16 protein-coding genes are annotated in these 12,447 nt (G+C 72.2%); 4 read left to right on the top strand and 12 right to left on the bottom strand.

Annotated elements, in window-relative coordinates:
• Window positions 1-29 precede the first annotated feature (29 nt).
• Window positions 30-542 carry a hypothetical protein gene (locus ACFV3I_RS01145; RefSeq protein ID WP_378822184.1) on the top strand — a complete coding sequence of 171 codons (513 nt, stop codon included), beginning with the start codon at window positions 30-32 and terminating at the stop codon, window positions 540-542.
• Here ACFV3I_RS01145 and ACFV3I_RS01140 read toward each other — a convergent pair.
• Window positions 451-1,074, bottom strand: a complete 624-nt coding sequence (locus ACFV3I_RS01140; protein WP_378822183.1) for a TetR/AcrR family transcriptional regulator — start codon at window positions 1,072-1,074, stop codon at window positions 451-453. The two genes, ACFV3I_RS01145 and ACFV3I_RS01140, sit on opposite strands and share 92 nt — an antisense overlap.
• Window positions 1,075-1,107: 33 nt before the next feature.
• On the opposite strand from ACFV3I_RS01140, the gene ACFV3I_RS01135 reads away from it, so the two are divergent.
• The gene (locus ACFV3I_RS01135; RefSeq protein ID WP_378822182.1) at window positions 1,108-2,082 is read left to right on the top strand and encodes a DMT family transporter; all 975 of its coding nucleotides are present in this window, start codon (window positions 1,108-1,110) and stop codon (window positions 2,080-2,082) included.
• Here the strand turns inward: ACFV3I_RS01135 and ACFV3I_RS01130 are convergent.
• The 6 genes from ACFV3I_RS01130 to ACFV3I_RS01105 all read right to left on the bottom strand — a co-directional run bounded on the left by ACFV3I_RS01130 (window position 2,022) and on the right by ACFV3I_RS01105 (window position 6,250).
• Window positions 2,022-2,249, bottom strand: coding sequence for an RNA-binding S4 domain-containing protein (locus ACFV3I_RS01130; protein WP_136028492.1), 228 nt, complete (start codon window positions 2,247-2,249; stop codon window positions 2,022-2,024). The two genes, ACFV3I_RS01135 and ACFV3I_RS01130, sit on opposite strands and share 61 nt — an antisense overlap.
• A 30-nt stretch (window positions 2,250-2,279) precedes the next feature.
• Entirely contained in the window at window positions 2,280-3,155 is an 876-nt protein-coding gene (locus ACFV3I_RS01125) for a hypothetical protein (protein WP_378822181.1), read from the bottom strand.
• A gap of 77 nt (window positions 3,156-3,232) precedes the next feature.
• A complete protein-coding gene (locus tag ACFV3I_RS01120) occupies window positions 3,233-4,549 on the bottom strand; it encodes a cell wall metabolism sensor histidine kinase WalK (protein WP_206252227.1) in 1,317 nt (438 codons plus the stop codon).
• Window positions 4,542-5,219, bottom strand: a complete 678-nt coding sequence (locus ACFV3I_RS01115) for a response regulator transcription factor (protein ID WP_136030477.1) — start codon at window positions 5,217-5,219, stop codon at window positions 4,542-4,544. The genes ACFV3I_RS01120 and ACFV3I_RS01115 overlap by 8 nt, the downstream gene beginning before the upstream one ends.
• Before the next feature lie 57 nt (window positions 5,220-5,276).
• Window positions 5,277-5,807 (bottom strand): putative immunity protein, encoded by a 531-nt coding sequence (locus tag ACFV3I_RS01110; protein WP_378822180.1) that lies wholly within the window; start codon window positions 5,805-5,807, stop codon window positions 5,277-5,279.
• Between the two features lie 2 nt (window positions 5,808-5,809).
• Window positions 5,810-6,250, bottom strand: a complete 441-nt coding sequence (locus ACFV3I_RS01105; RefSeq protein WP_136036230.1) for a DUF6194 family protein — start codon at window positions 6,248-6,250, stop codon at window positions 5,810-5,812.
• 61 nt (window positions 6,251-6,311) lie between these two features.
• On the opposite strand from ACFV3I_RS01105, the gene ACFV3I_RS01100 reads away from it, so the two are divergent.
• Window positions 6,312-7,115, top strand: a complete 804-nt coding sequence (locus ACFV3I_RS01100) for a MerR family transcriptional regulator (RefSeq protein WP_240744581.1) — start codon at window positions 6,312-6,314, stop codon at window positions 7,113-7,115.
• Window positions 7,112-7,288 (top strand): hypothetical protein, encoded by a 177-nt coding sequence (locus ACFV3I_RS01095; protein WP_168387206.1) that lies wholly within the window; start codon window positions 7,112-7,114, stop codon window positions 7,286-7,288. The genes ACFV3I_RS01100 and ACFV3I_RS01095 overlap by 4 nt, the downstream gene beginning before the upstream one ends.
• Window positions 7,289-7,294: 6 nt before the next feature.
• Here the strand turns inward: ACFV3I_RS01095 and ACFV3I_RS01090 are convergent, their stop codons facing one another.
• The 5 genes from ACFV3I_RS01090 to ACFV3I_RS01070 all read right to left on the bottom strand — a co-directional run bounded on the left by ACFV3I_RS01090 (window position 7,295) and on the right by ACFV3I_RS01070 (window position 12,443).
• Window positions 7,295-8,677, bottom strand: a complete 1,383-nt coding sequence (locus ACFV3I_RS01090) for an LLM class flavin-dependent oxidoreductase (RefSeq protein WP_247637978.1) — start codon at window positions 8,675-8,677, stop codon at window positions 7,295-7,297.
• A 109-nt stretch (window positions 8,678-8,786) separates the two neighbouring features.
• Window positions 8,787-9,497, bottom strand: a complete 711-nt coding sequence (pnuC, locus tag ACFV3I_RS01085) for a nicotinamide riboside transporter PnuC (RefSeq protein WP_378822179.1) — start codon at window positions 9,495-9,497, stop codon at window positions 8,787-8,789.
• A 5-nt stretch (window positions 9,498-9,502) separates the two neighbouring features.
• On the bottom strand, window positions 9,503-10,042 hold the full coding sequence (locus ACFV3I_RS01080; RefSeq protein WP_136031939.1) for a GNAT family N-acetyltransferase: 540 nt from the start codon (window positions 10,040-10,042) through the stop codon (window positions 9,503-9,505).
• A gap of 192 nt (window positions 10,043-10,234) precedes the next feature.
• Window positions 10,235-11,440 carry a hypothetical protein gene (locus tag ACFV3I_RS01075; RefSeq protein ID WP_136035574.1) on the bottom strand — a complete coding sequence of 402 codons (1,206 nt, stop codon included), beginning with the start codon at window positions 11,438-11,440 and terminating at the stop codon, window positions 10,235-10,237.
• 85 nt (window positions 11,441-11,525) lie between these two features.
• Complete coding sequence (locus tag ACFV3I_RS01070) at window positions 11,526-12,443, bottom strand: DUF808 domain-containing protein (protein WP_378822178.1); 918 nt, start codon at window positions 12,441-12,443, stop codon at window positions 11,526-11,528.
• Window positions 12,444-12,447: the final 4 nt, after the last annotated feature.

Raw genomic sequence — 12,447 nt, 5'->3', positions numbered from 1 at the left:
GCTCCCGGCCGCCTGGGTAGCGTGGGGCCATGACCGGCGGGCGTCTGACCACAGCACTGCGACTGCTGCTGCCCGCGTTCCTGCTCGGCGCGATGGTCGCCATCTCGTTCCTCGAGGCGCCGCTCAAGTTCCTGGCGCCGGGCGTGACCATCCCGATCGGACTCGGCATCGGGCGCCTGGTCTTCACCGCGCTCAACGTGCTCGCGGGTGTCGTGCTCCTCGTGCTGACGGTCGTCACGGTGCGGGCGCGTGCCGGACGCACGGCCGGGGTGCTGCTCACCGCGATCTGGGTCGTGTTCGCCGTCGAGGTCGCGGTGATCCGCCCCGTGCTCAACCGCCGCAGTGATCTGGTGATCGCGGGGTCTGCCGCTCCCGGGACCGACGGGGCGCACTATGCCTACATCGCGGCCGACACGATCCTGGTCGTGCTGCTCGTGGCGCTCACGATCGTCACCGTGCGCTCGGTGCTGCCCGATCCTGCGGCGACGCCGGCTCCAGCAGCGTCCGTGCGCAGTCCCGGGCCACGAGGAACGGACCGTTGAACGTCCCCATCCCGACCGTGACGATCGCCCCTTCGTAGAGCAGCATTATCGCCTCGGCACGCCGGTCCGGATGGTCGAAGCCCGCCTCGGCGAGCAGCTCGTGGAACACCGACAGCAGCCACGTCTTCTGCCGCGACGCCTCGGCGAGCACGAGGCGCTCGTCGTCTCCGCCGTCGATCTCCGCGCGGGCGTTGATCGCGCTGCACCCCTTGGGGCTGTTCTCGTCGGACCAGGTGATGGCGGCATCGAACACGGCGAGCACGCGGTCGACGCCCGGCTCCGGCACGCGGGCGAGGTGCGCGGCGACGTGATCGCGCCAGCGGGCGTCTCGGTGCTGGAGGTAGGAGACGACGAGCGCCTCCTTCGAGCCGAACCGGTCGTACAGCGTCTTCTTCGTCACTCCGGCGGCCGCCGCGATGGTGTCGACGCCGACGGTGTGGATCCCCCGTTCGTAGAACAGCCGGGACGCCGCGTCGAGCACGCGCTGTGCTCCCGGGGTCAGGGGAACGAGCTGCGGGGTCTCCTGGGGCATGACACGAGTATACCGCCCTGTATAGTCAGGATGATGAGTAAACAGATCGGTATACTTCACGGGGCGTTGACCGTGGCCGCCGCCGTCGCCTTCGTCGCCACGTGGAGCTCGGGTTTCGTGATCGCCGCCTTCGCCACGGCCGACACCTCCGCCCTCACCCTTCTCGTCTGGCGGTTCGTCCTCCTCGCGATCGTGCTGCTCCTTCTCGTCGGCGCGACCCGGGCGGCACGGGGTGTCACGCCGCGCGAACTCGGCGTCCAGGCCGCGATCGGGTTGTTCGCGCAGTTCGGCTACTGCGCCGCCGTGTGGGGCGCCGTCGCGGCCGGCATCGCCACCGGGACGGTCGCCCTCATCGACGCCGTGCAGCCGCTCGTCGTCGCCGCCCTGGTCGGCCCCCTCCTCGGCCTGCGCGTGCGCGGCGCCCAGTGGGCGGGGCTCGGGATGGGTGCCATCGGCGTGGCCCTCGTCGTGCACTCCCAGCTCGGCTCCGCCGCGGCCACTCCCGCGGCCTACCTGCTGCCCGTGACCGCGATGGTGTGCCTCGTGATCGGCACGTTCCTCCAGCGGCGGTCGTCCGCGCACACGGGGGTCCTCGTGACCCTCGCCGTGCAGGTCACCGTCACGGCCGTCGTGCTGCTCGTGATCGCCCTGCTCGCCGGAGCCCTCGTCCCTCCGGCCACGGCGGGATTCTGGATCTCGGTCGCGCTCGCCGCCGTGTTCCCGACGCTCGGCGCCTACGGCCTGTACTGGTGGCTGCTGCGTCGCGTGGGCATCACCGCCCTGCAGGCACTGCTGTTCCTCATCGCACCGGCCACCGCACTCGCCGGGGCACTGCTGCTGGGTGAGCCGTTGACCGTGCTCACCGTCGCCGGCTTCGTCCTGTGCGCCGGGGGTGTAACGCTCGTGCTCGCGGGCGAGCGGGAGGCGCGGACCGAGGGGGCGGAGGCTCAGGGCCGGACGCGCACCGCCCGGCCCTCGAACGCGACCACGTCGCCATCGTGCAGTTGACGACCACGGCGGCGGTCGACCTCACCGTTCACGGTCACGAAGCCGTCGATGATGACCTCCTTCGCGTCGCCGCCCGAATCGAGCAGACCGGCGAACTTGAGGAACTGGCCGAGGCGGATGACCTCACCGCCGATGGAGACCTCGTCGATCGGATCGGAGTTCGTCATGCCTGCATCGTATCGGCCGCCCGCCGCGTCTCAGTCGTCGAGGTCCGTGCCGACCACGGCGAAGGAGGCATCGAACTCGATGTCGACCGAGCGGTTGTCCGCCGTGAGCACGGAGGCGTCGTAGGGGCTCACATCGTCGGCGTCGACGTCGAGGTCGGTGATCATGCCGTCGGCCTCCGCGAGCGCGGCCTCGACCAGCGCCCGGATGGTCTCGTCGTCGAGCGTGAGCGTCGGCCCCGTGTCGTCGTCGTCCGCCTTCTCGGTCGCCACGACGGACGCCTTCAGGTCGTCGTCCACGCGCACGTCGCTCTCGTCGCCCGTGGCCGTGGTCAGCTGCACCTCCCACGTGCCGTCGCGCTTCGCGTCGATCGAGGTCACCTCGCCGTCCGCGGCTCCACGCGCCGCCTCGGCGATGTCGAGCAGCTCGTCGATCGAGGCCGTGCCGATACCGGTCACCGGTCCACCCGCACCGGCCGGCCGGTCGTCGCGGTCGCCCTCGCGCGGACCGTCGTCGTCGCGGGGGCCGTGGTCGCCGTCGCGGTGGTCGCCGTGGCGCGGTCCCTCCATCGACGGGTGGTCGTCGTCGCCGAACTCATCGCCGATCGCCGCGCCGACAGCCACCCCGCCACCCGCGAGCAGCACGGCCGCGGCGATGCCACCGCCGATGAGCAAGGCGCGCTTGCGTCCGGGCTTCGCCGGGGGAGTCGCCTCGCCTGCGGGCGCCGTGGAAGCGGGGGCGGGCTGTGCGGCGGCGGGCGCGGTCGGCTCGACCGGAACGGTGGGGGTGTCGGCGGCGGGGGTCGCGTCGGGCTGCGCGGGGGCCGGGCTCTGCGCGGCGGCGGGCTGCTCCGGGGTGCCGGGCTGCTCCGGGGTGGGGTTCTCGGGGGTGGGGTTCTTGTCGTCCATGTCCCGATGGTCTCCCGGGGGCGCTGAAGCCACCCTGAAGCGTCCTGAAGCGCTCTTCAGGAATGCCGTGCGGCGCCTCAGTCCGCCGAGGGCAGGGTCACGACGAACCGCGCCCCGCCCCATCGCGAGTCGTCCACCGTGACGGTGCCGTGCGCCGCGGTCGCGATGCTGCGGGCGATCGCCAGGCCCAGACCGCTGCCGCCCGCATCACGGCTGCGCGCCTCGTCGAGTCGCACGAACCGCTCGAAGATCCGCTCCCGCTCGGCCGCCGGCACGCCCGACCCGTCGTCCTCCACGGTCAGGAACACGTGCTGCTGCACCGTGGTGACCCCGATCGCCAGACGACCGCGGGCGTGGCGGGCGGCGTTGTCGGCGAGGTTGCGCACGAGCTGCGCGAGCAGCCGGGGGTCGCCCGACACCCGGGCGGCGCCGATGCCCGAGCCGTCCACGTCGAGCCCCGCCGCGCGCAGGCGTCGCACCTCGGTGAGGGCGATGTCGTCGAGGTCCACCGGCTCCGCGGCACCCGCCACCCCCTCGTCGAGGCGGGCCAGCAGCAGGAGTGACTCGACGATGCCCTGCAGGCGCAGGCCCTCCTCCGACACCACGTCGGCGAGCTCGCGGATGCTCGTGACCTCGGGGTGCGACTGTGCCAGCTCGGCGTGCTGACGGATGGTCGCGAGCGGCGACCGCAGCTCGTGCGAGGCGTCGGACACGAAGCGGCGCTGGGCGGTCGCGGCGGCGTCGAGCCGGTCGAGCATGCCGTTCATCGTGGTCGCGAGGGACGCGATCTCGTCGCCCGTGTCGGGCACGGGCACGCGGCGGTCGAGGCGCTCGGCCGTGATGCCGTCGACCTCCGTGCGGATGCGCGAGACCGGACGCAGGGCCCGCCCCGTGACGAGCCAGGTGGTCGCGGCGACGAGCACCAGCAGGGCGGGGACGGCGACGGCCAACAGTGTCGCGACCGTCGCGAGCGTCTCCGCGTCGTCTTCCATCGGCACCGCCAGCACGAGGCTCTCACCGTCGTCGAGGTCGTCCGACACGACCACCATCCGCTCGCCGTCGATCACGAAGCTGCGCGGGTCGTCATGCACGGGCAGCGACCCCGACCCGAGGAGCTCCTGCGCCTCCTCGCTCGCGCGACGCACGGTCCCGTCGCGTCCGATCAGCTGCACGATGTCGTCGTCGAGCAGCTCGGGACCGGGGCGCCCCGGACCCTCGAAGCGCTGCACCAGCTCCTCCAGGCGCTGCTCGGCGGCGCGCTCCCTGGCGCCGTGGATGCTCGCGCTGAGCACGCCGTAGAAGGAGAAGGCGCCGATCAGCAGGGCCACCGCCACGACCACCGTCGCGCCGAGCGTCGTCCGGCCGCGCACCGAACGGAGGAACCGGCTAGCCACCGTCGGCCGCCAGCCGGTAGCCCGCCCCGCGGATGGTCTCGATGGCCGCGCGCCCGAACGGCTTGTCCACCTTGCGCCGCAGATGGCCGACGTACACCTCGACGATGTTCGGGTCGCCGTCGAAGTCGTCGTCCCAGACCCCCGCGATCAGGTCGCGCTTGGAGAGCACCTGGCCGCGGTGCCGCATCAGGTGCTCGAGCACCGCGAACTCCCTGGCCGTGAGGCTGATCGGCGTGTCGCCGCGCCATACGTGATGCGCCGCGGGATCCAGGCGCAGATCCCCGGCCTCCAGCACGGTCGGACGGGCAACGGCCCCGCGGCGCACCAGGGCCCGCAGCCGTGCGACCAGGATCGCGAACGAGAACGGCTTCGTGACGTAGTCGTCGGCGCCGGTCTCGAGGGCCTCGACCTGATCCCACTCGCCGTCCTTCGCGGTGAGCATGAGCACGGGCGTCCAGTTCTCCTCCGCCCGCAGCGCCTCGCACACCTTCCAGCCGCTCATGCCGGGCATCATCAGGTCGAGCACGATCGCGTCGTACCGCGTCTCCCGTGCCCGCCACAGTCCGTCGACCCCGTTGTGTGCCACGTCGACCGCGAAGCCCTCGGCCTCGAGCCCCCGACGCACGCCCTCCGCCAGGCGCACCTCGTCGTCCACCACCAGGATCCGCATCACCCCAGTGTGGCGGCTCGACGCTGAATCGCCGCTGAAGCGCGGCGTGCAGCGGGGTCAGGCGAGTGCGGCCTGCACCCGCCGGATCACCGCGCCGAGGTCGCCCGCGGCCAGCAGCCCGGGGCCGAGCGGTCCGGCGGTGTCGGTGCCGAGGAGGGGCAGGGAGCGCAGGGCCGAAGCTGCGGCGGGGGAGAGGAGGGCGAGCTGCTGCGTCACCTCCCGGTCGCGGGCGCGGGGGTCGTCGGGATGCGCGAGCCCCACGGCGACCGCGGCATACGCGGCCGCCCCGAGTGCATGCGCTCCCATGTGCGCCACCCCCGCGGCCTGGGCGGCGGCACGCGCGGCCGCTCGCCCGGCCGGGGTCGCGGCACTCCCCGCCGCCCGGCCCGCCACGAACCGCCGCCGGATCTCACCCGCGGCGGAGAGCTCCCCGCGTGCGAAGGCCCTGCTCCTGGCGATGGCGTCGCGTGGGCGGTCATCGCCGGGGGCGTCCGCCTCGAACAGCGGCAGCACGCGGTCGGCGCAGTCCGCGGCCCACACGGCGACGGTCCGGCGCTGCCCCTCGGTCATGCCCTGAGCGGTACCCACCGTCACCGCCCTCGGCGCTCGGCCCGGCGGCGGGCGGTGTCGTGTGCTTCGCGGAGCAGGTCGAGCACGGTGTCGGCGGTCCGCTCGCCCGGTTCGATCACGCAGACCCACCCCGCGTCGCCGTACAGCGGATGGCGGCGGAACACGTCGGACGCTGTCGGCTCGGGGTCGGACGGCACCAGGGCCGCGGCGCGCTCCCGGCCGACGTGGATGTTGACGCGGAACCGTCCGGTCGCGGTGAGGTCCGACGACGCGTCGTCCGGGTAGTCCTTCGTGATGATGGTGCCGAAGGGCTGCGTGCGCTCGGGCATCCGTCCGTCGGGGGCGAAGAAGAAGTAGGCGTCGCCCCACGACAGCTCAGGGAACTCGCTCCCCGGCTGCGGTGTCATGGCGAGCGCGCCGTCGAACGATCGCACGGCCTCGATGATCTGCTGTCTGTCCATGCTTCAATGGTCCGGTTGCAGTGCTTATGGAGACTCGGCTGCGGAGAACAGGGGGTTATGGGTGAGCAACCCTCCAGAGCGGGTCAGGAGCACGGCGGAGATCGGCCGGAGCGTCGGCTACTCGGTGCAGCAGGTCCGCGACCTGGAGCGGCTCGGCATCATTCCCCCGGCGGTCCGCGCGGCGAACGGCTACCGGCGCTACGGTGCACGGCACGAGACCGCGGCGCGGGCGTACCGGGAGCTGGCCGCGGCCATCGGTCCGGTGGCGGCCCGCGCGCTCATGCCGATGCTCATCCGGTCGTCGGTCGAACGGGCCGCCGAGCGCATCGATGCCCTCCACGCCGACCTCGCCGACGAGCGCACCCGGGTGCGGGAGGCGCTGCGCGGTCTGGAGGTCGCGGTGTCCGACGCCGACGACGTGTTCGACGACGCCGACGAGATGACGGTCGGTGAGCTCGCCCAGGCTCTCGGCGTGCGGACCTCGGCGCTGCGCCACTGGGAGCGCGAGGGGCTCATCCGCCCGATGCGCGACGGCAGGAGCGCCCGCCGCTACGGCTCGGGCGCGATCACCGAGGCCCGCGTGGTCGCCGCACTCCGGTCGGGCGGCTACGGGATCCCGGCCATCACCCGGATCCTGGAGGAGCTGCGGGCGCACGGCGAGAACGGAGGGCTGCAGAGCATCCTCGCCGCCCGGCTCGACGCCCTCACCCGCCGCAGCGTCGCGCTGCTGGCGGCGGCGGGCAGCCTGCATGCACTGCTCGCCGACACCGACCGCGCGGGCGGCGCGGACACCGCGACGCCCGCCGGAGCCGGCGGTCCGGGAGGGGAGGATCCCGCGGCCCGCGCCCCTAGGCTGGACGTATGACCAAGAACATCTGGACCGTGCTCGGCGTGATCCTCGCTGTCGTGATCGCGTGGTGGATCGTCAGCGCCCTGTTCTCGGTGCTGTGGTTCATCGCGAAGCTCGCGATCGTCGCGGTCGTGGCCGTCGTGGTGTTCCTCGTGCTGCGGAACCTGTTCGCCCGCGACGCCGACTGACGCCGCTCAGGCCCGCGCCGCCGCCCCCACGCGGTACTGCGCGGCGCGGTGCGTGTCCTGCACGCGGTCGCCGCGCCCGTGGAGCTTGTGGCGCAGCGTGCCGGGCGTGTACTCCTCGGGGTACGCGCCGCGCTCGCGCAGCACCGGGATCACGTGCTCGATCACGTCCTGCCACGTGCCGGGCGTGACCGCGTAGGCGAGGTTGAAGCCGTCGATGTCGGTCTGCTCCACCCACGACTGCAGTTCGTCGGCGATCTCCTCGCCCGAGCCGACGACCGTGGGGCCGAGGCCGCCGATGGCGTTGTGCCGCCCGAAGTCGCCGACCGTCCACTCCCGGCCGAGATCCGCCTCCTCCTTCAGGTGCTGGAGCACCGACTGGATCGCGTTGGACTCCACGTTCCCCACGGGCTCGTCCTCGCCGTACTGCGACAGGTCGACGCCCATCCAGCCCGACATGAACGTGAGGGCCCCCTCGGGACTCGCATACGACAGGTACTCCGCGTGCTTCGCGGTCGCCTCCTCGCTCGTCGCCGCGGTGATCACGGTCAGCAGCGTGTAGATGCGGGCGTCGTAGCGGTCGCGTCCCGCCGCCTCGAGGGCGTCGCGGATGCGCTTCACGGTGCCGGCCAGCACCTCCTTCGACGGGGCGGCGACGAAGATCGCCTCGGCGTTCTCGGCCGCGAACCGCACGCCGCGGGGGCTCGCACCGGCCTGGTAGATGACGGGGGTGCGCTGCGGCGACGGCTCGGAGATGTGGATGCCCGGCACACGGAAGTGGGTGCCCTCGTGCCGGATCGGGTGCACCTTGGCGGGGTCGGTGAAGATGCCGCGCTCGCGGTCCTCGACCACGGCGTCGTCCTCCCACGACCCCTCCCACAGCTTGTACAGCACCTCGACGTACTCGTCGGCGTGGTCGTAGCGGTCGTCGTGTCCGAGCTGATCCTCCTGGCCCATGTTGCGGGCGGCGCTGGGGAGGTAGCCGGTGACGACGTTCCAGCCGATGCGGCCCTGCGTGAGGTGGTCGAGCGTGCTGAGCCGCCGTGCGAACGGGTAGGGGTGCTCGAACGCCGTGCCGGCCGTGATGCCGAAGCCGAGGTGCTCGGTCACGGCGGCCATCGCGCTCACGAGCAGGATCGGGTCGTTCACCGGCACCTGGGCGCCGTTGCGGATCGCGGCCTCGTTGGTGCCGCCGTACACGTCGTAGGTGCCGAGCACGTCGGCGATGAAGATGCCGTCGAAGGTCGCGCTCTCCAGCAGTGTCGCCAGCTCGGTCCAGTACGAGATCGTGTTGTACTGCCGCGACCGGTCGTCGGGGTGCCGCCACAGCCCGGACGACTGGTGGGCGACGCAGTTCATGTCGAAGGCGTTGAAGCGGATCTGTCGGGTCATGCGACCCATGAAACGGGACACACGGGGCCGCGGTCGAGCACCGCCGACACGCACCGAAACAATCGCGAGGGCGGCGGGCGGGGTCAGCGGTCGTAGACGTCGCGGCGGGTCAGAGGGCGTCCTCGTCGAGGCGTCGAGGGCTGGGGTCGGGAGGCAGGATCTCGATCCCGTGGTCGGCACGGCGCTGCGCCCGCCACCAGATCACGAACCCGACCGCGGTGAACACGCCGTAGAACACGTACATGAGGCCGGTCGCGTAGTAGCCGGAGCTGAACAGCAGCGGCACGCCGACCACGTCCACGGCGATCCAGATGAGCCAGAACTCCGTCCACCCCTTCGCCATGCCGTACGTGGCCAGGAGCGAGCCGACGAACGTCCAGGCGTCGGCCCACACCGGCTCCCACGACCCGAGCGCGCGGAACACCGGGGTGAGCGCGACCGTGCCGACGATCATCACCAGCACGATTCCGACGCGGGCGCTCGTCGGTGCCCAGCGCGGCACCACGCGGCCGCCCTCGGCGTTGCGCCAGCGGATCCAGCCGTACACCGCGACGGCGATGAACATGACCTGCCGGCCGGCCTGGCCGAGCAGGTGGGGGAGCGAGGGGTCGGGGCTGAGCGCCGAACCGAGGAACACGGTCAGCAGCAGCAGGTTGCCGACGATGCCGACCGGCCATGCCCACACCTTGCGCCGCATGCCGCCGAGCGCGCTCGCCAGTCCGAACGCGTTGCCCACCACTTCGCGCACCAGCAGGGTCTGCCCGCCCGGCAGCAGCCACTGCGAATTGAAGGCGTCGACGAGCCACTGCAGCAGGTCCACCGGCGTCAGTCCTCGGTGCCGGGGCGCGCGTCGGGCGAGGGGCGGTCGTCGAGCACGAGCTGCAGCATGCTGAGGTCGAGCCAGCGGCCGAACTTCGCGCCCACCTGCGGCATGCGTCCGACCTCGCGGAAGCCGAGGCGCTCGTGCAGGGCGATCGACGCCGCGTTCCCGCTCTCCACCCCGCCGATCATCACGTGCATCCCGGCGGTGCGCGCGTGAGCGATGAGCTCCTCCATGAGCGCTCGGCCGATGCCGCGGCCGCGCTGATCACCCCGCACGTAGACGGAGTGCTCGACCGTGAGCCGGTAGCCGCTGTGCGGCCGCCACTGCGCGTACGACGCGTAGCCGAGCACGCCGGTGTCGTCGGCGGCGACGATCACCGGGTATCCGCGGGCGGTCCGGTCGGCGAGCCACGCGGCGCGGTCGGCGCGGTCCACCGCCTCCTCGTTCCAGATCGCCGTGGTGTGCACGACGGCGTGGTTGTGGATCTCGGTGATCGTGTCGAGGTCGGCATCGTGGGCTGGCCTGAGCTGCACGGCGGTCATGGGGCGCTCACCAGCAGGGTCGAGACGGGGATGCAGTCACGTTCCGCACTCTATCGGGGGTGACCAGCGCATCGCGTCATGGACAGGGTGGGGAACAGGCCCGCGGGGTCGAGGCCGACCGATTCGGCGCGGCCCGCCGGGGGTGAAGCGCAGCGCCCGGGCTGGTCGGGCGACCCGCCGTGGCCCCGGCGGTCAGCCGATGCGCTCGGAGTCGGACAGCGCAGCGCGGACGAGGATCGCGCGCCGCATGTCGGCCACGATCGGTTCCGAGAAGCGGGCGCGGTAGCGGCTCTCGCTCACGGCCGAGAACACGAACGGCAGCGCCGAGACGATGGCGACCAGCGTCGCCGCCTTGAGGAGGTTGACCGTGAGCGGAAGTGCCACGCCCTGCACCACGAGCGGCTGCACCACGAGCGCGTGCACCGACGTGGGATCACCCAGCCAGGTCTGCGCGAGATCCGGAGGAACGGCGATCGCCCCGATGAGAACGAGCAGCACGGCGAGCAGCAGAGCGAAGACGGCCGCCTGGACGAGGTGCGCGAGGGTCATCGCGAGCAGCATGTTGATCCGCTGCGGACGGCCGACGGTCGACGCCGGATCCGTCGACGCCGGGCGACCCTCGGCCGGTGTGCCCCGCAGCAGGTCGCGCTCCTCGTCGACGGTGAGCGCGAGCGTCGCCGGGTCGACCTCGGTCGCGCTCACCTGCAGCACGACCGCGCCGGCGAGCGCGGCCACCACCAGTGCCAGGAGCCCGAGCGCGGACCACGACAGCACGGATGCCATCTGCCAGACCTCGACCGAGAAGAACGCGAACAGCACGAGCATGAGGATGACGGGAAGTGCGATGGTCGCCATGTGCCCGATCGCGGCGAGGTTGCGGGCTGCGAGCCTCGTGGCCCACGACAGCAGCGCGCCGCCGCCGAACGCGACCAGCAGCACGCTCCCCGCGACGATCGAGAGGGCTTCCGCGACCGGCGCTGCGGGCGCGCCCTCGGTGACGCCTCCTTCGAGCATCACGCCGGCAGCGCAGAGAGCGATGACCACCATCGCGGCCGCCGTGCGTCGAACCCCGCGCAGGTGGCGGAGCGTGACGCGCACCACGGCGAACCCGGCCCAGGCGAGGACGAGACTGGTCAGCAGCGCGGCGAGGATCGCGAACGCGAGGCCCGTGCCGTCCTTGGTCTCCACGAGCAGGTGCAGGGCGAACGAGAAGTCGTCGATCCCGTCGCCCGCGAGGGTCCAGTAGACGGACGCGGCGGCGATGAGCGGCGCCGACCGCGGCACGATGTCATGGAACCAGCGACGCCAGGGCACGAAGGTCGGGAGCCCCTGCGCCCGGAACCACCGGTCTGCAGCGAAGGAGGTGACGGTGATCGGCGACGGCGGACGTGGGCGCATCGGTGAAATCTAACATCTCACCCCGGACATCCCCTGGCGCAACCGGTCTCCTCTGGTGCGATCGATCTCCCCGGGCGCGACGCGCTCAGGCGTGGACGTCGGCGGGGGAGGTCTCGCCCTCGTGGAAGCTCGGCTTCTTGCCGAAGAGGCGCGCGATGCCCAGCACGATCCCGACGATCACGAGGCCCCACACGAGGCCGGCGATCGCGGAGATGAGGGTGTCGACGATCCACGCCACGACGCCGCCGAGGGGTTCGAGCGCGTGCTCGACCGCGTGCAGCAGATCGGCGGGGGCGTGCAGGCCGACCTCGCCGAGGTTGATCAGCACCAGGTGACCGCCGACCCAGAGCATCGCGACCGTGCCCAGCACGCTGATGAAGCGGAACACCGCCGGCATCGACCGCACGATCCGGGTGCCGGTGTGGCGCACCCGCTGCACCGGGTTCTTCGCCATCTTCAGCCCGATGTCGTCGATCTTCACCAGCAGCGCGACCACGCCGTACACGGCCACCGTCATCAGCAGCGCGATCACGGCGAGGATCGCCAGTGTCGACCAGACGTCGAGGCCCTTGTCGAGGCTGGCCAGCGAGATGAGCATGATCTCGGTCGACAGGATGAGGTCGGTGCGGATGGCGCCGAACACGAGCTTGCGCTCGTCGCGCGCGCCCTCGTCGGCATGACCGTGCTGCACCCCGAACCACTCGAGCACCTTCTCGGCACCCTCGAAGCACAGGTACGAGCCGCCCAGGATCAGCAGGTAGGGGAGCACCCACGGGGCGAATGCCGTGAGCAGCAGCGCGATCGGGATGATGATGACGAACTTGTTCACCAGCGACCCGAGCGCGATCTTCCCCACCACCGGGAGCTCACGCGCCGGCGTGATGCCCTGCACGTACTGCGGGGTGACGGCGGCGTCGTCGATCACGACGCCGGCGGCCTTGGCGGAGGCCTTCATGGCCGCGCTCAGGATGTCGTCGACGACGGCGAGCAGTCCAACGGACATGGCA

This window comes from Microbacterium sp. NPDC059771 (genome assembly GCF_042732495.1).
Taxonomy (GTDB): Bacteria; Actinomycetota; Actinomycetes; order Actinomycetales; family Microbacteriaceae; genus Microbacterium; species Microbacterium sufflavum.
This window is presented reverse-complemented; position numbering and strand designations above follow the sequence as displayed.

Excerpts from the sequence above, each read along its gene's own strand:
- ACFV3I_RS01145 (WP_378822184.1), top strand. The coding sequence starts at position 30 with ATGACCGGCGGGCGTCTGACCACAGCACTGCGACTGCTGCTGCCCGCG.
- ACFV3I_RS01140 (WP_378822183.1), bottom strand. The coding sequence starts at position 1,074 with ATGCCCCAGGAGACCCCGCAGCTCGTTCCCCTGACCCCGGGAGCACAG.
- ACFV3I_RS01135 (WP_378822182.1), top strand. The coding sequence starts at position 1,108 with ATGAGTAAACAGATCGGTATACTTCACGGGGCGTTGACCGTGGCCGCC.
- ACFV3I_RS01130 (WP_136028492.1), bottom strand. The coding sequence starts at position 2,249 with ATGACGAACTCCGATCCGATCGACGAGGTCTCCATCGGCGGTGAGGTC.
- ACFV3I_RS01125 (WP_378822181.1), bottom strand. The coding sequence starts at position 3,155 with ATGGACGACAAGAACCCCACCCCCGAGAACCCCACCCCGGAGCAGCCC.
- ACFV3I_RS01115 (WP_136030477.1), bottom strand. The coding sequence starts at position 5,219 with ATGCGGATCCTGGTGGTGGACGACGAGGTGCGCCTGGCGGAGGGCGTG.
- ACFV3I_RS01105 (WP_136036230.1), bottom strand. The coding sequence starts at position 6,250 with ATGGACAGACAGCAGATCATCGAGGCCGTGCGATCGTTCGACGGCGCG.
- ACFV3I_RS01095 (WP_168387206.1), top strand. The coding sequence starts at position 7,112 with ATGACCAAGAACATCTGGACCGTGCTCGGCGTGATCCTCGCTGTCGTG.
- ACFV3I_RS01090 (WP_247637978.1), bottom strand. The coding sequence starts at position 8,677 with ATGACCCGACAGATCCGCTTCAACGCCTTCGACATGAACTGCGTCGCC.
- ACFV3I_RS01080 (WP_136031939.1), bottom strand. The coding sequence starts at position 10,042 with ATGACCGCCGTGCAGCTCAGGCCAGCCCACGATGCCGACCTCGACACG.
- ACFV3I_RS01075 (WP_136035574.1), bottom strand. The coding sequence starts at position 11,440 with ATGCGCCCACGTCCGCCGTCGCCGATCACCGTCACCTCCTTCGCTGCA.
- ACFV3I_RS01070 (WP_378822178.1), bottom strand. The coding sequence starts at position 12,443 with ATGTCCGTTGGACTGCTCGCCGTCGTCGACGACATCCTGAGCGCGGCC.